10 protein-coding genes are annotated in these 15,587 nt (G+C 43.0%); 6 read left to right on the plus strand and 4 right to left on the minus strand.

The features are described from left to right. Nucleotides 1–103 precede the first annotated feature (103 nt). From KTO63_RS09590 to KTO63_RS09600, 3 genes are all read left to right on the plus strand, one after another. Nucleotides 104–1,453 carry a hypothetical protein gene (locus tag KTO63_RS09590; protein ID WP_217791044.1) on the plus strand — a complete coding sequence of 450 codons (1,350 nt, stop codon included), beginning with the start codon at nucleotides 104–106 and terminating at the stop codon, nucleotides 1,451–1,453. Nucleotides 1,454–1,696: 243 nt separating this feature from the next. After that, nucleotides 1,697–3,178 (plus strand): gluconokinase, encoded by a 1,482-nt coding sequence (locus tag KTO63_RS09595; RefSeq protein ID WP_217791045.1) that lies wholly within the window; start codon nucleotides 1,697–1,699, stop codon nucleotides 3,176–3,178. A 142-nt stretch (nucleotides 3,179–3,320) separates the two neighbouring features. After that, on the plus strand, nucleotides 3,321–4,631 hold the full coding sequence (locus KTO63_RS09600) for a GntT/GntP/DsdX family permease (protein WP_217791046.1): 1,311 nt from the start codon (nucleotides 3,321–3,323) through the stop codon (nucleotides 4,629–4,631). A gap of 145 nt (nucleotides 4,632–4,776) precedes the next feature. Here KTO63_RS09600 and KTO63_RS09605 read toward each other — a convergent pair whose 3' ends face one another. Continuing rightward, a complete protein-coding gene (locus KTO63_RS09605) occupies nucleotides 4,777–5,376 on the minus strand; it encodes a porin family protein (RefSeq protein WP_217791047.1) in 600 nt (199 codons plus the stop codon). A 228-nt stretch (nucleotides 5,377–5,604) separates the two neighbouring features. Here KTO63_RS09605 and polA point away from each other — a divergent pair, with 228 nt between their 5' ends. Beyond that, on the plus strand, nucleotides 5,605–8,430 hold the full coding sequence (polA, locus tag KTO63_RS09610) for a DNA polymerase I (RefSeq protein ID WP_217791048.1): 2,826 nt from the start codon (nucleotides 5,605–5,607) through the stop codon (nucleotides 8,428–8,430). 91 nt (nucleotides 8,431–8,521) lie between these two features. Beyond that, nucleotides 8,522–9,613, plus strand: a complete 1,092-nt coding sequence (locus KTO63_RS09615) for a hypothetical protein (protein WP_217791049.1) — start codon at nucleotides 8,522–8,524, stop codon at nucleotides 9,611–9,613. 103 nt (nucleotides 9,614–9,716) lie between these two features. Here KTO63_RS09615 and KTO63_RS09620 read toward each other — a convergent pair whose 3' ends face one another. The 3 genes from KTO63_RS09620 to KTO63_RS09630 form a co-directional block, all read right to left on the minus strand. Further along, nucleotides 9,717–10,268, minus strand: coding sequence for an ester cyclase (locus KTO63_RS09620; protein ID WP_217791050.1), 552 nt, complete (start codon nucleotides 10,266–10,268; stop codon nucleotides 9,717–9,719). A gap of 403 nt (nucleotides 10,269–10,671) precedes the next feature. Then, nucleotides 10,672–12,759 (minus strand): phosphate acetyltransferase, encoded by a 2,088-nt coding sequence (gene pta, locus KTO63_RS09625; RefSeq protein WP_217791051.1) that lies wholly within the window; start codon nucleotides 12,757–12,759, stop codon nucleotides 10,672–10,674. A gap of 196 nt (nucleotides 12,760–12,955) precedes the next feature. Next, complete coding sequence (locus KTO63_RS09630; RefSeq protein WP_217791052.1) at nucleotides 12,956–14,143, minus strand: acetate kinase; 1,188 nt, start codon at nucleotides 14,141–14,143, stop codon at nucleotides 12,956–12,958. 355 nt (nucleotides 14,144–14,498) lie between these two features. On the opposite strand from KTO63_RS09630, the gene recA reads away from it, so the two are divergent. Then, entirely contained in the window at nucleotides 14,499–15,509 is a 1,011-nt protein-coding gene (recA, locus tag KTO63_RS09635; protein ID WP_217791053.1) for a recombinase RecA, read from the plus strand. The last annotated feature ends 78 nt before the right edge of the window (nucleotides 15,510–15,587 follow it).

Below are 15,587 nucleotides of genomic sequence, written 5' to 3' on the forward strand. Positions count from 1 at the left end.
AAATTATATAACACAAAAGCGAAATTCTGTAAGGCTGTTCCTGTTAAACGATGTGAAATTTGTAGCTGAATTATGATCCTATTTTCAGACTAAAACACTTATCATGAAACGGCTATTGTTTACCTTATTATTTTTCTCGTTATCGACCACAATTCTATTTGCGCAGCATGATCATAGCATGCACAACATGTTGCCGTCGAAAGATACGATGCCTGCTATGCATCACATGAATATGCATGATCATAAAGAAATGGCAATGTCAAGTGCTTACAGCCTTAGCTTACCCATGAACAGAAATGGGTCAGGTACTTCATGGTTGCCAGACAATGCGCCGATGTATGGTTATATGCTGCACAAAAAAGAATGGATGTTCATGTTTCACGGCAATGTGTTTGTTCGTTATAATTCGCAGGACATATTTAAATCCGGCAGTCGCGGCGATTCCAAATTTGATGCACCCAACTGGTTCATGGCGATGGGACAACGAAAGATTGGAAAGAATGGCCTTTTTCATTTCAGTACCATGTTTTCTTTGGACGCGCTGACCATCGGCGGTTATGGATACCCGTTATTGTTTCAAACCGGCGAAACCTGGAAGGACAAACCGCTTGTGGACAGACAACATCCGCATGACCTGTTTGCAGAGTTGTCAGTGGGCTATACGCAGCGCATCAACAAAAATGTGGATGTTTATGGATACTTTGGTTATCCCGGCGAGCCCGCCTTGAGTGCTACAACCTTCATGCATCGCCCTTCTTCGCTTTCCAACCCCGATGCACCTTTGGGGCATCACTGGCAGGATGCGACACACATTACATTTGGCGTGGCAACGCTTGGCGTGCGATATAAAAACTGGAAGCTCGAAGGCTCATCCTTTACCGGTAGAGAACCCGATGAAAACAGGTATGATTTTGACAAAATGAAATTCGATTCCTGGTCGGGAAGATTGTCTTTCAATCCCTCTAAAAGCTGGTCATTACAAGCATCTCATGCATTCATAAAAAGCCCCGAAGCATTGCATCCCGACGAAGACGTCCACCGTACAACAGCCTCCGCGATATATGCTCACAGAATGGGAAATGATAAATTGCTCAATGCCGCAGCAGTGTGGGGATACAACTATGTTGACGAGCATCACAAAGAACATTCCGCTTTAGCAGAAGTTTCCTATGTTGCCAAAAAGAATACTGTTTATGGAAAGTATGAGTGGGTACAAAAATCTGCAGAAGAATTAAACCTCAACGAAGATGAATATGGCCATGACAGCCGCTTTCCGGTGCATGCAATTACAGCGGGATATGCGAGAACTTTGTTCACATTTGCTAAAACCAATCTATCACTCGGAGCTCAAACTACCTTATATGTAGTGAGCAACGACTTAAAAGATCTTTATGGTAAAACACCAGTGGCGGGGGAAATATATCTGCGGATCAGTCCTGGTTTAATGAGGTAATCAGCTCATCAAAATAGCCATCGCCGCATACAAAACTGTAAGGGAGATGAAAAGCCAGGCTATAAACGGCTTGTGTGCGTGTTTCATATAATTTTCATTTAATACGTTTAATAAATAACGTTTTTCCTTGCAGATATTGTGTTTGGTGTAAAAAACTATAGTTTCTACAGTCTTTGCAATCGTCGTGCCACAGTCATTTTTGGAGAAATGTTCCGTATTTTCGGAAAGCACATCTTACCACATATGCAATACTTTATAGGCATTGATATTGGCACAACACACACGAAAGCAATTGCTTGCGAGGCTTCCGGCAAAGTAGTCGTCACTTACAAAGAAGGGTATAAAAAAGAGAAAATTGAGGGGATCGAACAGGATGCCGAGGAAATTTTTCAGGCAGTGTGCGGGCTAATGCAGCAGGTAACGGCCTTTATGAAAGGCAAGGGGACATTGGCTGCAGTGAGTTTCAGCTCAGCAATGCACAGCCTCGTGGCTGTAGATGAACGGGGAGACGCCTTATCAACCCTGTGGACTTGGGCCGATAACAGAAGTGTTGCCTACGCAAAAAAGCTTCAACAATCGCCGGAAGGCAAAACAATATTTGAGCAAACCGGCACACCGCTTCATCCCATGACGCCGCTCTGTAAAATAGCTTGGATACGCGACAACGATCCGGCGTTATTTGCAAAGGCACACAAATTCATTTCCATTAAAGAATATGTTTTCTACAAACTGTTCGGCCAATTTATCATAGATCATTCCATCGCTTCGGCAACAGGGTTGTTCAACATTCATACACTTTCGTGGAGCAAGGAGGCGTTGAAATTCGCGGGCATAGACGAATCAAAATTGTCGAAGCCGGTTTCTCCGCTGCTTGTTGTAGCCGGCCTGCAGCAAAGCTTTTGCGATCAGTGGGGAATAGATGCACAGACGCCTTTCGTTCCCGGTGCGAGCGACGGATGCCTTGCCAACCTTGGAAGTGGAGCGATCGCAAAAGGAGAAGTAGCGCTTACAATCGGTACCAGTGGCGCCATACGGCAAACGGTGCGCTCGTCTAAAACCGATGAAAAAGAAAGATTATTCACGTATATTCTGAATGATGATTACTACGTAAGTGGCGGTGCGATCAACAATGGCGGCATCGTTTTGAAATGGTGGATGGAGCAAATGCTACAGGATGAAAACATAGAGGATAAAGATTTCGATAAGTTCTTTGATGCCATTGGCAAAATTCCAGCAGGTGCCGATGGACTTGTTTGCCTGCCTTACTTTTACGGCGAACGTGCACCGGTATGGGATGCTGATGCGAAAGGTGCTTTCGTGGGCGTAACAGCCAAACATTCACAGGCACATTTTATGCGTGCCGTTGCAGAAGGTATTTGTTTTGCCTTTGCACAGCTCGCAAAAATTCTCGAAGAAAACTTCGGCCCCATCAGTAGAATTTATGCTTCCGGTGGCTTTATTCAAAGCAGTACGTGGGTGCAAATGCTGGCCAATATTTTACAGAAAAAAATAACAGTAAACAATGCGGCCGATGCATCCGCGTTTGGCGCTGTTTGCATGGCCATGCTCGCGACAAAAAACATCAACAGTATTGAAGAAGTAAAGAAGTTAATTCCCCCAGACGGCAAAGATTATTTACCAGACGAAAGCACGAGGGAAGTGTATGCGAAGCGGTTTGAAGTTTTCGATACCCTGTACGAAAAAATTGAAAATTTGAGGATTTGAAAATTTGAAAATTCGTTCTGTGGAACTTTTCATTTTTTTAATTTACTCGCCAAATATCAGGTAGCTAAAAATAAACTTACAAAGATGCGCCTGAAGCATTTTCAAATTTTCAAATCCTCAAATTTTCAAATTTTACTCCGCTATGCCATTACTCATCATATTCCTTGGAATCATTTTACTGCTGTTTCTTACCCTTAAAAAAATAAGTCCGTTTATTGCATTACTCATCGTAGCAATACTGGTGGGGCTTGCTTTAAAAATGCCATTCGACAAAGTGCTACTTGCTTTGCAAAATGGCGTTGGCAGTACATTGGGCAGCATGGCGCTGGTGCTATGTCTCGGTGCTGTGTTGGGGAAAATGCTTGAAGTAAGCGGCGCGGCGCAACAAATAAGCAATACGCTCATCAAAGTTTTTGGTGAACGATACATTCAATGGGCCGTGTTATCAACTGGGTTTTTAGTTGGCATCACGCTTTTTTACAATGCCGGTTTTGTGATACTCGTACCGCTTGTTTTTTCTATTGCAAAAGCTGCAAAGAAAAACCTCTTATTCATTGCCATACCAATGGCTGCCGCGTTATCAGTCACGCATGGATTTTTGCCACCGCATCCTGGCCCCGTTGGTTTGGCTTCTATTTTTAAAGCAGATGTTGGCAAAACAATGCTCTATGGGTTAATACTCGCAGTGCCCATCGTTGCCATTGCAGGTCCTATTTTCGGTAGCAGCTTTAAAAATCTTCAGATCGTTTTAAAGGAAGATGCAAAAACAAATTGGCAAACCTCCGGCGATCTTCCTCCCGTGTCGACAAGTTTCACCATCGCGTTGTTGCCTGTCCTGTTAATCGCCTTGCCTTCGTTGTTACAAACATTCACAACTCCAGAAACTAATTTTTTCAAAGTATGCAAAGGGATCAGTGATCCTGTATTTGCTTTGTTGATTGCCAGTATTGCCAGTGGTTATTGGCTGGGCATTAAGCGCGGAAGAAATATGCAATCAACCATGCAGTTGTTTACAGATGCCGTTGCCGGTATTGCCATTATAATGATGATCATTGCTGCAGGTGGCGCATTTAAAGAAGTGCTTACCGCAAGCGGTGCGGGTGATTACATCACAAAAGTGGCGTCGCAATATAATTTCTCACCACTCATTGCCGGATGGCTCGTTGCGGCGTTGATAAGAATAACGCTCGGCTCGGCCACTGTCGCGGGACTTACGGCTGCGGGCATCGTCGCGCCGTTAGTATTACATGGCCAGGCAAAACCTGAGTTAATGGTGCTGTCGGTAGGCGCAGGAAGCTTGATGTTTTCTCACGTAAATGACACCGGCTTCTGGATGTTCAAAGAGTATTTTAATCTTAGCTTAAAGCAAACCTTCGCTTCGTGGTCGTTGATGGAAACGATTGTTAGTGTGCTGGGGTTAGTTGGAGTGTTGGTGCTGAATACAATTGTCTGAATTTGGATTCGTAGGATTGAAGGATTGTTGGATTGCTTTTTAAGATAATGCACAGATGTTGAACTTATCTGCTGGAAACTCTAATCAATAGTTAAGCAGCGGAGTAAATTACAAACAATCCAACAATCCCATAATCTAACGTATCCTAATTGTATTTTCCGCCACCAATATGCACACCCACTTTAATGGAGAAGTAGCCGCTTTTGATGCTTTTGTTGGTATAGGGGCTTACAAAAGTGTTGTTCACAAAATTGTATTCGAGGCCCATTCTGAAATGCGTTACTTCGAAACCAGCACGTAACATACCGCCAAACTTCGAGGACTTAGGCACATCGAAATCATAGGTTTCATCATCGGTGCCTTTGTAGGTTACCTTGCTTGTTTTGTACACGCCAAGGCCGGCACCCACATAGGGTCTAAATGTGTTGTTGCTTAAATAGTAATCAGCCGTTGCCAGGTAAGATGAACCAAATGTTACGTCTGCCTCAGAGCTGTTGTCAACATCTGAATAAATGTTGTGAAGGCCCATAAGTCCCTCCCAGCGGATACCTACAGAGAGTTGCTCCAGTACAGCGTATTTTGGCTCAACTGCAAACGGAAAACCAATATTCGTTCCCGAACCTTGCAATATGGAAACACCGGTAGTAACATCAACTTTAAATGGTTTGTAAATGCGATCTGCATCTTGCGCGAAAGAACTAGCTGCAATAAATGCAACACATAAGGAAAGGATGATCTTTTTCATGTTAATAGGCTTGAAAAGGGTTTTTGATTAAAAAGCGGGTAAATATAAGAGAGAGAACGCAGATAGTCAAGATTGTCATGATTTGATATGATTTTTTACGTTTTTGGCTGATGTATTAACCAAGAAATTCCACCGCCATCAAAAAAATCATATCAAATCATGACAATCATGACAATCTGTGTTCCTTCTTAATCTTGACAATCTGCGTTCTTTCTCTACCTTAGCGAAATGGAAAAGAAAGTTTTTTTACTGGACGCAATGGCACTTATTTTTCGTGCCTACTATGCATTGATCCGCAATCCGCGCATCACATCAACTGGAAAAAATACCAACGCACAATTTGGTTTCACCAATACATTACTTGAACTTATTAACAATCAGAAGCCATCACACATGGCGGTTTGTTTCGATACCGAAGCTCCTACCGAAAGGCACACTGATTTTACCGATTACAAGGCGAACAGGCAAGAAGCGCCGGAAGACCTGATAATTGCCATTCCCGACATCAAAAGAATCATTAAAGGGTTCAATATTCCCTGCATTGAAGTAGACGGTTATGAAGCAGATGACGTGGTAGGAACATTGAGCAAACAGGCGGCTGCAGCAGGTTATGAGGTTTTCATGGTGACTCCGGATAAAGATTACGGCCAACTCGTAAGTGAAAAGATCAAGATCTACAAACCCGGCTACCAGGGCGGAGACGTGGAAATAATGGGGCCCGAGCAAGTGTGTGCAAAATGGAACATTAAGGAGGTAGACCAGGTAATTGACATACTTGGTTTAATGGGCGATGCGGTGGATAACATTCCAGGCATTGCGGGGGTGGGAGAAAAAACAGCGGCGAAATTATTGGCAGAATACGGTACGCTGGAAAATGTATTAGAAAACGCAGACAAGATAAAAGGCGCCCTTGGTGAAAAGGTGCGCAACGGAAAAGAGAATGCGATCTTAAGTAAAAAGCTCGCGACAATTATCACCAATGTTCCTGTTGAATTTCATGAAGATGATTTCAAGTTGAAAGAATGGAATAAAGACGCTTTGCGTGAAGTGTTCGGCGAGCTTGAATTCAGAACAGTTATTAAAAGGATTTTGGGCGAAGAGATCTCCGTGGCTGTTAATGAAGAGACGACTGTTATTTCTAAAACAACAGTTGGAGTGCAAACAGATTTGTTTGGCAATGCTGTAGCAAAACCTGAAGTTGTAGTGGTGGAGAAAGAAACCGAAGTAATCATCGGCAAAAATATTCTCAACACACCTCACGAATACATTGCCGTACAGGGCAAAGATGAAATCGACGAGCTGGTGAAAAAACTACTTGCAGTTGAAGAAGTTTGTTTTGATTCAGAAACGACAGGCCTAGACGCAAACGATGTGGAGCTTGTAGGTCTGAGCTTTTCTATAACTCCAACAGAGGCTTACTATGTTGCTTGCCCGAAAGACCAGGAGCAAACAAAAAGCATTCTGGAACAATTCGCACCGCTGTTTAACGACGTATCAAAAAAATGGGTGGGTCAAAATATAAAATATGATTTGCTCGTATTGAAATGGTACGGCCATGAGCTGAAAGGTGAAATTTTCGATACCATGCTGGCACACTACGTAATTGAACCTGATGGAAAACGCAGCATGGATCAGCTAAGTGCGCAATACCTCGGCTACGAACCTGTTCATATTGAAGAATTGATTGGTAAAAAAGGAAGAGGCCAAACCAATATGCGCGATGTGGAGCTCGACAAAATTAAAGAGTATGCTGGTGAAGATGCAGACATCACCTTGCAGTTGAAGAATGCATTTGTTCCATTGTTGAAAGAGAAAGAAGTAGAAAAAGTTTTCCGTGAAGTGGAAAGCCCGCTGGTGAAAGTGCTTACTGACATGGAGTTTGAAGGCGTTAAAATAGATGTCGATTTCCTGAATGATTATTCCAAAGAGCTTGACAAATTTGCCAAAGAAGCAGAAGAAAACGTTTATAAACAAGCAGGTGTTCGGTTCAATTTATCTTCTCCAAAACAATTGGGTGAAGTGTTATTTGAAAAATTAAAACTTGATCCTAAAGCAAAGAAAACACGCACCGGGCAGTACGCAACAGGTGAAGATGTATTGTTGAAACTCGCTTCGCAAAATAAAATCGTGGATGATATTCTTGCCTACCGCGAGTTGACAAAATTGAAATCGACTTATGTTGATGCGTTACCGGAAATGATCAATCGCAAAACCGGTCGCGTGCACACATCATATGCGCAGGCTGTTGCCGTAACGGGAAGATTGGCAAGCACCAATCCTAACCTTCAGAACATTCCCATCCGCACAGACAGGGGCCGCGAAATAAGAAAAGCATTTATTCCCCGCAATGAAGAACATGTGCTGATCAGCGCCGACTATTCACAAATAGAACTACGTATTGTTGCGGCTATAAGTGGTGATAAGAACATGTGTGAAGCATTCCGCTCCGGCATAGACATTCACACGGCAACTGCGGCAAAAGTCTACGGCGTTGATGCTGCCGATGTTACCAAAGAAATGCGTTACAAAGCCAAGAGCGTAAACTTCGGTATCATTTACGGACAAGGCGCATTCGGGCTCGCGGATAATCTTGGCATCAGCAGAACCGAGGCGAAAGAGATCATTGATAACTACAAAAAAGAATTCAACGGTATTACCAAGTACATGGACGACATGGTAAACTTTGCCAAGGAAACAGGCTATGTACAAACGCTGATGGGTCGTAAGCGCTGGCTGCGTGACATCGGTTCGTCAAACTTTACCGTTCGTGGCTTTGCAGAACGAAATGCCATCAACTCGCCCATCCAGGGAACTGCGGCAGATATGATCAAAATGGCAATGGCCAAAGTGCACACCACATTTAAAGAGAAAAATTTTAGATCAAAAATGATTCTGCAAGTGCATGATGAGTTGGTATTTGATGCAGTTAAAGATGAAGTGGAAATCATTAAACCGGTGATTCTCGAATGCATGCAAGACGCAATGCCGCTGCCAAATGGCGTTCCGGTAATTGCGGAAGTGGGCGTTGGGGATAATTGGCTGGAAGCGCACTAGCAAGAAGTAAAAATTTAAAAGTGAAAAGTCAAAAATGGGCGCTCTGTTTTTGAGTTTTTACTTTTGGTTTGAATGAATAATAATTTCACAAATGAGAAAAATCGTTGTATTTCTTTTTGTTGCTGTTTTGGTTACAACTACAGTAAAAGCGCAAATTGTGTTGCTTGATGGAGTTGTGTCAAAGTATCCCATTTTAATGGCCCTTGATACTTCGGACCGCACAATACTTAACGGTGTTTATTACTACAAGAAAACAAAACAGGATATTGAGCTAACCGGTAGCATTTCAAAAAACGGTTCCATTGAATTAACCTCTGATGACACAGAGGATAAATTTTCACTGACGAGAAAGGGAAGTGTTTGGCAGGGAACATTTAGGAGTGCAAAAGGCGTAAAACTGCCGGTGACTTTAAAGGTGATTAAAGACTCGCTAAATAAAACTGGAGCCGCAAAAACAAGTGATCCATCAGAAATATTGGAGACATATAAATTCGCTGACATCAAGTTGGTTCCAGGCAAGCTGGAAATAATTGATAATAAATTTGTCATTCAATGGTATACAGAAGCTACTACTAAAATAACCACCTTTAGAATAGTAAAGGGTTATCCCGATGATGTTATACAAAAGGCAAATGAAATAATTGATGGAGACTTCAACAGCAATTTATCAGCCTGTTTTTCATGTGCGGGAGGTGATGGGTCTTTCGGCTATGACGTGAGTTTCTCTAGTTACCACCTGGATGATCATTTTATCAGTTACTGTATAGGGGCTAATTGGGATTGCAAAGGCGCGGCTCATCCCGATTTTGGCGAGAACGGCAAAACTATCAATGCGAAAGACGGCAAAGAGCTCACCTTGGAAGATATGTTTTGGCTGGGAAACGGCGCCAAGCCCAGAGAGAATTCTGATGCATGGTCTGATTACAGAGGCAAGGTTTTCGCGCCCGGAATAGTGGAGTTGTTCAAGAGACTATATCCAACGCAAATGAAAAAGCCTACTTCTGATGAAGACTGTGATTACACCGATCCTGAAGTATGGAAATATGCTAATTTCTATTTGACAAAAAAAGGATTGTATATAGGCGCCACTTTTGCCCGAGTGCAAAGAGCATGTGATAGTCCTGAGTGGTCAATAATTCCTTATGCCGAGTTGAAGAAAAATAATCCCGATCTGTTTAAATAATTGAATAAATGTATGACTGAATAACTGAGTGGTTTAAATGTAACATTCGTTCTTAGCCCTGAGGCACTCAGTTATTCAGTTATTCAGTTACTCAGTTACTCGGTTATTTCATATTCACTCCAAGCTGCATCCACATAAGCTTTCCGTTCTGAGTAGAACGATGCGATGTAATTTGGCCCGCATCGTTAAAGGTGAAAATGTCCACATCATCATATTTGTAGCTTTTGCCATTTGGCTTCATGCCCATGAATTCACCGGTGAATTTTCCTGACCAGGTGCCAAATACCGCCACTTTATTTCCTTCTGCTATCACGCTTATGTTTTCTCCCTTAGTATCTGAGAAAGCTTTAAGATACTGAGCTATCATTGCTTTTATTGAGTCTCTGCCTTTAAATACCATTCCTGAGCCGTCCCCATAGTCTACCAGATCTGTGACTGCGTCTTTTAAGACGCCATCTACATTGTGACTGTTGAAAGCATCAATGGAAGCCAGGGCTGTAGCTTTGTTCCTTTCAGTTTTTATTGCAGCGCTGTCAACATGTTCGACAACGGGCATCGTAGGATCTGTTACCTGAGGCTTCTGAGGATTGTTGTTGCAGGCAGTAACCGCGTACAAACAAGTGAAGAGCATAAGAGCACCAAATGAGTGTTTCATTTTAAAATGTTTAAGGTGTTGAATAAAGAAAAAAGAGGTCTGTTAGTGGGTCAGAAAGGGCGAGTACAAAGTAGAAAATTGATGGTAATATTCAAAGGCCTGGGGTCTTAATTTGTAAACTTTAAAACAACCTCAGTTGTACATTGCTTGGCTCTTTGGATTTGCCAAACACAGTACAGCCGCCATATTTCCATTGGCACACAGATGACGCTGATTCGACTGATTTCCGCTGATTATTTTCTCCCTATTCAATCTAAATAAGTGCTTAATTGAAAAAGGGCTATGAAATTTGAATTGTCAAACTTCATAGCCCTTATAAATTTTGACTGTTCTCAGCCTGACACCACGTTTGGCAAAAAATCCGTGTAAATCAGCCCAATCCGTGTCATCCGTGTGCTCTCTCCTACGACTGTGTTGCCTGAATGGCCGTCAGCGCTATGGTGTACACAATGTCGTCTACTAACGCACCTCGGGAAAGGTCGTTTACAGGCTTTTTAAGACCTTGTAACATTGGGCCAACACTTACCACGTTGGCGCTTCTTTGCACGGCTTTATAGGTTGTATTTCCGGTATTAAGATCAGGGAAAACAAACACATTGGCCTGACCAGCTACAAGACTGTCCGGAGATTTTTGTTTGCCAACGCTTTCCACAGTTGCGGCATCGTATTGCAATGGTCCGTCTATTAAAATGTCCGGACGTTTTTCCTGCGCGATCAATGTAGCAGTCTTTACCTTTTCAACATCTGCACCCGTTCCTGAAGTTCCTGTAGAATAGGAGATCATCGCCACTTTTGGATCCAGGCCGAACGCTTTGGCAGAGTCGGCACTTTGAATAGCAATATCAGCTAACTCGTCAGCAGACGGATCAGGATTCACGGCGCAGTCCCCGTAAACATATACCTGGTCAGGCATCAGCATGAAGAAGATGGAAGAAACCAGCTTCGTGCCCGGCGCCGTTTTGATCAATTGCAATGCCGGTCTGATTGTATTAGCTGTTGTGTGAATGGCTCCGGAAACCAAGCCATCCACCTCGTTCATCACTACCATCATGGTGCCGAGAACAACGTTGTCGCCCAATTGGTCCTCAGCCTGCTGAGGAGTTACTCCTTTTTCTTTTCTTAGCTCAGCATAACCATTGATATATTTTGCACGTACAATGTCCGGATCAATAATTTCGAGGTCTGCCGGTAATTGAACTCCTTGCGCATTGGCTATTTCAAGCACGTTTTCCCTTTTGCCGAGCAACACACATTTGGCAATAGACTTTTCATGGCAAATGACAGCCGCCTGGATCGTGCGCGGCTCTTCCCCTTCAGGTAAAACAATTTTCTTACCTGCTTTGCGCGCCGCTTGTATAAGCTGGTAGCGGAAAGCGGCGGGTGGCATGCGTTTTTCGGTGAGTTCTCCTACTTTTTCTTTCAAAGAATCTATGTTCAGATATTCTGCCACGTGATCGACCAACTTAGTGATTCTTTCGATATCGTCTATAGGAATATGCGTATCCAGTTTGCCTAAAATATTCACCGTATCAATAGAATTATATTCAGTAATGAGCACCGGAATATTTTGCGCAAGCGCTGGCGCACATAAATTTCTGATAGCTTCTTTCGGGGCAAAATTGCTCGTAAGCAAAATCCCTGCGATGGGCACACCGCGAAGAACGGCAAGCGTTGTTGCCATCAATACATCATCGCGATCTCCGGCAGTAATAACAAGAACCCCCGGTTTTAACAGGTCCACAATGTATTCCACCGATCTCGAAACAACCATTGACCTTGTAACCCGGGATGTACTCAATGCCGCATTGCCTGATAATACTTTACATTTAAGATGATTCGCAATGTCGAGCATTCGCGGAGCAAGCAATGTATTATCAAACGGAATGACACCAAGCAAAGGCAATTTTCCGGATCTGATACTTTTACTGTGCGCCTGGAGCTCTTGCATAAGGCTGTTCAGATTCAATGAAGGATCTGCTTTGGTGATTACGAATCCCGCGAAATTTGTTTTGTCAGCGCTATACTGCTGTGCGGCAATCTCCAGTTGCTCTGCTATAGAAGACACCTGCATTTGATCTGCAGAAACCACGAGTATTACGCTTGCTCGCAGGTTGCGGGCAATGTCCGTATTGAGAGCAGTAAGTACGGGTTTATTGAAATCCTGGGCCAGGCCCTCTACAATTACTACATCATTTCCTTCGGCAGATTGCTGAAACAGTGAAACGATTTCTTCCATCAGGCTTTCCTTACCGCCTTCACTTAGTAATCTTTCAACATGTTCAATGGTTAGAGGATGTGTAAAAGGAATATTGTACAATATTTCCGCAAAGTAGCCGGATCGCTCAGCATCTTTTCCCAATAGTAATGTATCGGCGATTGGCTTTACAAATCCGGATTTAATGCCCAGGCGCTCCAATGCCCTTACCAATCCTAAAGAAACAGAAGTAAGTGCTGCACTTGGGCCTACCGGAGCTATATAATATGTTCGCATGAAAAATGTTTTTAAAGTTTGGGTTTCTTTGGCACACTGATGACACGGATTGGACTGATTTACACGGATTTTTTTCTGCCGATCAAATAGCAATTTTTTTTTCTGCTACTCGACTTAGAACTTCAATTATTCTATTATTCATTTATTAAAAGATCAGTGTAAATCAGTCCAATCCGTGTCATCAGTGTGCTAATCATCAGGACTTCACCAGCGCCGCTGTGTCCATCGCAATCATCAACTCTTCGTTTGTATTAATAACTATTGCTTTTTTGCTTTGCTGGTTGGTAATAATGCCGGCTTTGCCGCGAATCGTTCGGCCGTTGGCTTCTTCATCAATAAAATAGCCAAGTACTGCCAATCTTTCGATCACCTTTCTTCTTAACAGGACAGAATTTTCACCTATACCTCCGGTAAAAATCAATGCGTCTACCCGTGGTAGTGAAACCGACATGGCGGCGATATATTTTGCAAGGCGGAAAACAAATATTTCAATAGCCGTTTTTGCCCGTTCATCGCCGTTAGCAGCGGCGGCTTCCAGCTCACGCATGTCGTTGCTTAGTCCGGATAGTCCAAGCAATCCACTTTTTTTGTTTAGCATATCGACTATTTCATGCGCCTCTTTTTTCAATACGTCAGATAAGTAACCGATCAGTGCCGGGTCAATATCGCCGGAGCGGGTTCCCATCACCAGGCCCTCCAGGGGCGTGAAGCCCATTGAAGTGTCCACGCTTTTGCCATTGAGGATTGCCGTTATACTGGCTCCGTTGCCTAAATGGGCGCAAACAAAGGCGCTGTTGTCAAGCGGAATTTGCAGAGAACTTGCTGCTTCCTGGGTGACAAAGCGGTAGCTTATGCCGTGAAATCCATAGCGGCGTACGCCATGTTCTTTATACCACTCTGTAGGAACAGCATATAAATAAGCATGTTGTGGTAGTGTTTGGTGAAAAGCTGTGTCAAAAACGGCTACCTGCGGCAATTCGGGAACGGCGTGCAGAGCGCCGGTAATTCCTATAAGGTTCGCTGGGTTGTGTAAGGGCGCATAAGGCACGCATTTTTCGATTGCCTTTATCACTTCAGGAGTAACGATCGTAGAAGAAGAGAAATATTCTCCCCCATGCACCACCCGGTGACCAACAGCTTTGATTTCCTTCCCGAGACCTTTTTCCTGCAGCGTTTTTAGGATCGCCTGCATGGCGGTTTCGTGGTCGTTCTTTTCAAGCTCAATGGTTTGGGTTTCGCCATTGTGTTTTGCATGTAAAACAGCTGTTTCAAGACCAAGCTTTTCGGCGAGGCCGGAGATAACAGTTTTGTGGGTGTCAACTTCGATAAGTGAAAATTTAATAGATGAACTTCCGCTATTTATAACAAGAATATGAAGACCCATTTCAGAAATTTTTCAGGATTTATGTAAATACAATACAAACATGTGTATGTAAAGTTGATGGCCGAGCAAAAATTAGTATAAGGAAATGACGCCGCTAAAGTATTAAAATGCAAGGAGCTATGAGGTGGTGATTCTTTTAATAAGAAATGATTAATATCATTTTTATTTATAAAAGTTTTTAGCAAAGGTTAGGGCCGAAAGTATTTACAGTATTGGTTTTGATACATTTTGGGCCGATTTTGATAAAAGTGTGACCAAATATTTTAGCGAAAAAATACTAAATAAATTAGTGTTAATAAAAATCTTGTGCTAACTTTACCCAATCAATAATTTTGATCTCTAAATACTAGATTATATGGCAAACGCAGAAAATGCAGAAAAATTTAAGGCGCTGAAGCTTACGATGGAGAAGATCGATAAGGATTTTGGAAAAGGATCTGTGATGATGATGAACGAAAAGGCTACAGGACCTCAGGAAGTAATTTCTACCGGTTCAATTGGCCTTGATGTGGCGCTGGGCATAGGCGGTTTGCCAAAGGGCCGTATCGTTGAAATTTACGGGCCAGAATCTTCCGGTAAAACAACAGTTGCTACGCATATAATTGCTGAAGCTCAGAAAAAAGGCGGCATGTGCGCAATCATCGATGCGGAGCACGCTTTTGATAGTTCTTATGCTCAGAAATTAGGTGTTGATGTAGACAACTTATTGATATCTCAACCGGATTATGGTGAGCAGGCACTTGAAATCGCCGATAGATTGATCCTTTCCGGTGCGTTGGATGTTGTGGTGATTGACTCTGTTGCCGCTCTTGTTCCAAAAGGCGAGTTGGAAGGTGAAATGGGAGACAGCAAAATGGGTCTTCAGGCGAGATTGATGAGCCAGGCGCTGAGAAAATTAACAGCAACCATTTCCAAAACAAATACCATTTGCATATTTATTAACCAGCTGCGTGAAAAGATCGGTGTGATGTTCGGTAACCCTGAGACAACAACCGGTGGTAACGCGCTTAAATTCTATGCGTCGGTTCGTTTGGATATCCGCCGTGCCGCTCAAATTAAAGATGGCGATGAAGCGATCGGTAACCGCGTAAAAGTGAAAGTGGTAAAAAACAAAGTGGCTCCTCCTTTCCGTGCAGCGGAATTCGACATCGTGTTTGGTGAAGGTATTTCCAAAGTGGGTGAAATCATCGATATGGGTGTGGAACTTGGAATCGTTAATAAAAGCGGAAGCTGGTTCAGCTACAATACAGATAAATTGGGACAAGGTCGTGATGCAGTGAAACAGTTGCTGAGAGACAACCCTGAGCTTGCCAACGAGATTGAAGGTAAGATCAGAGAAAAAATTAAAGAAATGCAAACAGCATAATAAGTTTTTGAATAATGGGTTAGTTAGTAAAAGTTCCCGCCTTTCCAGGCGGGATTATTTTTTATTAGGGAGCACACC

Source organism: Pinibacter aurantiacus (genome assembly GCF_019130065.1).
Lineage (GTDB): Bacteria > Bacteroidota > Bacteroidia > Chitinophagales > Chitinophagaceae > Pinibacter > Pinibacter aurantiacus.

Coding starts and splice junctions, on each gene's coding strand:
- KTO63_RS09600 (WP_217791046.1), top strand. CDS start 3,321: ATGCCATTACTCATCATATTCCTTGGAATCATTTTACTGCTGTTTCTT.
- KTO63_RS09590 (WP_217791044.1), top strand. CDS start 104: ATGAAACGGCTATTGTTTACCTTATTATTTTTCTCGTTATCGACCACA.
- KTO63_RS09630 (WP_217791052.1), bottom strand. CDS start 14,143: ATGGGTCTTCATATTCTTGTTATAAATAGCGGAAGTTCATCTATTAAA.
- KTO63_RS09620 (WP_217791050.1), bottom strand. CDS start 10,268: ATGAAACACTCATTTGGTGCTCTTATGCTCTTCACTTGTTTGTACGCG.
- KTO63_RS09595 (WP_217791045.1), top strand. CDS start 1,697: ATGCAATACTTTATAGGCATTGATATTGGCACAACACACACGAAAGCA.
- recA (WP_217791053.1), top strand. CDS start 14,499: ATGGCAAACGCAGAAAATGCAGAAAAATTTAAGGCGCTGAAGCTTACG.
- KTO63_RS09615 (WP_217791049.1), top strand. CDS start 8,522: ATGAGAAAAATCGTTGTATTTCTTTTTGTTGCTGTTTTGGTTACAACT.
- polA (WP_217791048.1), top strand. CDS start 5,605: ATGGAAAAGAAAGTTTTTTTACTGGACGCAATGGCACTTATTTTTCGT.
- KTO63_RS09605 (WP_217791047.1), bottom strand. CDS start 5,376: ATGAAAAAGATCATCCTTTCCTTATGTGTTGCATTTATTGCAGCTAGT.
- pta (WP_217791051.1), bottom strand. CDS start 12,759: ATGCGAACATATTATATAGCTCCGGTAGGCCCAAGTGCAGCACTTACT.